The sequence below is a fragment of the Neisseria sp. P0009.S007 genome (assembly GCF_051962515.1).
This window is the reverse complement of sequence record NZ_JBQCVF010000301.1, coordinates 1-1560: the sequence shown is the minus strand read 5'-3', so window position 1 is coordinate 1560 and position 1560 is coordinate 1. Positions and strand designations below refer to the sequence as shown.

General features: G+C 45.5%; 2 protein-coding genes. Both read right to left on the bottom strand.

Annotated features, from left to right (window positions below):
- Window positions 1-296: 296 nt before the first annotated feature.
- Window positions 297-1295 carry a tRNA dihydrouridine(20/20a) synthase DusA gene (gene dusA / locus ACTHS3_RS12655; RefSeq protein WP_049336164.1) on the bottom strand — a complete coding sequence of 333 codons (999 nt, stop codon included), beginning with the start codon at window positions 1293-1295 and terminating at the stop codon, window positions 297-299.
- 11 nt (window positions 1296-1306) lie between these two features.
- The coding region (locus ACTHS3_RS12650) for a hypothetical protein (protein WP_440368099.1) at window positions 1307-1560 on the bottom strand (254 nt) is incomplete at its 5' end.

The window sequence follows — 1560 nt, the reverse complement described above, 5'->3', positions numbered from 1 at the left end:
GCAACTCACGTGGTCACTTCGGTGCTACCGCAGCAGTTGGTTACCAATGGTAATCTGACTTTCAGACGGCCTGAAAAAGTCGTCTGAAAAGACGAAGCAAAGTAAATGCGGCCTATTTAGGCCGCATTTTTTTATGCTTAGATTATGTTTTGGGTTGATTCGATGAGTTAATCGTAATAGTAGCCAAAGAGAAATGAATATATCTTTAGCAGTCTGTTGTAATTTTAAAGGCCGTCTGAAACATCATTGGATGTTTCAGACGGCCTTTCATTTATTCGCACGATATACCATTAATCTCAAATATTTGCGCGTTCGACTTCTTTCCATGCGTCTAGAATCAGGCTGCCGTCGTTGTCTTTCAGCAAAGTAGCATCTGAGAGCATACGGCGCCAAGTGCGGGCATTTTTTAGGCCGTGCATTAAGCCTAGTGCGTGGCGGACGATATGGCGCAGGATTGTGCCTCGTCCTAAGGCGATTTGTTCGCGACTGTATGCATATAGCCAAGCTGCTAAGTCTGCGTATTGGATTGGTGCGTGTGCGTCGTTGTAAAACATTGTATCCCAATCGCGCATCAGCATTGGATTGTGATAAGCCTCGCGCCCGATCATGACCCCATCGACAAATTTCAGATGTTCGGCGATTTCTTCGTTGGTAGTGATGCCGCCGTTAATCAAAATTTCCAAGTCGGGAAAATCTTGTTTTAAACGATACACGTATTCATATTTGAGTGGCGGGACTTCGCGGTTTTCTTTCGGGGATAAACCGTCCAGCCAAGCATTGCGTGCATGGACAATAAATGTGCGGCAGGCTGTTTTTTCGCGAAGTGTTCCCACAAAATCTGCTACGACTTGATATTCTGTCTGTCTGTCTACACCGATGCGGTGTTTGACCGTCACCGGAATTTCAACTGCATCCTGCATCGCATTCAAACAATCTGCCACCAAATCTACATCATTCATCAGGCAAGCGCCGAAAGCGCCTTTTTGAACGCGTGGGCTGGGGCAGCCGCAATTTAGGTTGACTTCGTTATAGCCATACGCTTCAGCCGCTTTGGTAGCGATTGCCAAGTCATGCGGATCTGAGCCGCCAAGCTGTAAAGCTACCGGTTGCTCGCCTTCGTTGAAACTCAAAAAGCGGTCTTTATCTCCGTAAACCACCGCGCCTGAATTGACCATTTCGCTATAAAGCCAAGCATTGCGTGTAATTTGTCGCGCCATAAAGCGATAGTGTCTGTCTGTCCAATCAAGCATAGGTGCGACAGACAAGCGGCGGGAAGGTAGGGAAGAAGCAGGCATTGAGATGACTTTCAAACAAAATAATGCATTATATAGCGTATTAAATTGACTTTCGATATCGGCCGGTAAATCAAAATAATATATAAGGTATCACTGGGTGCAGCCGTGTTGTAGCTGAGGCTAAATCCATTCATGGTGGTGGAAATCCAATATTCAGACGGCCAAATAAGTTTTAAAATGTCAAACAACAAACCATTAGAATGATAAGGAAAAAAACATGGCACAATTTTTCGCCATCCATCCCGATAATCCCCAAGACCGCCTC